The organism is Bacillus sp. SIMBA_031, assembly GCF_046535225.1.
Classification (GTDB): Bacteria; Bacillota; Bacilli; order Bacillales; family Bacillaceae; genus Bacillus; species Bacillus velezensis.
On record NZ_JAWRXC010000550.1, the window covers coordinates 1 to 247 of the forward strand.

The 247-nt window shown below is 63.2% G+C and carries 1 protein-coding gene; it reads right to left on the reverse strand.

What is annotated here, in order from left to right:
* A partial coding sequence (locus tag SB724_RS21335) for a LysR substrate-binding domain-containing protein (protein ID WP_410573015.1) occupies window positions 1-247 on the reverse strand: 247 nt, incomplete at both ends.

Genomic DNA, 247 nt, shown 5'->3' on the forward strand with positions numbered 1-247 from the left:
GCCTCCCGTAAAAGCGCTTCACCCAATGACCGCAGGCCCACGCCCACCGGGAGTGTTACGTAGGGCTCGTGCCGCAGCTCAGAAAGGTGGATGCTGGACCGCTCCGCCAAAGGATGGCGGTAGTGAAGGACTACCCGCAACGGCTCACGGTAAAGCGGCAGCGAGCGGATGCCCTTACCTTCGGGGGCAAGGGGTGCAGTGAGGGCAAAGTCCGTTTCGCCCGCGGCCAGTTCCTTCAGGCAATCAT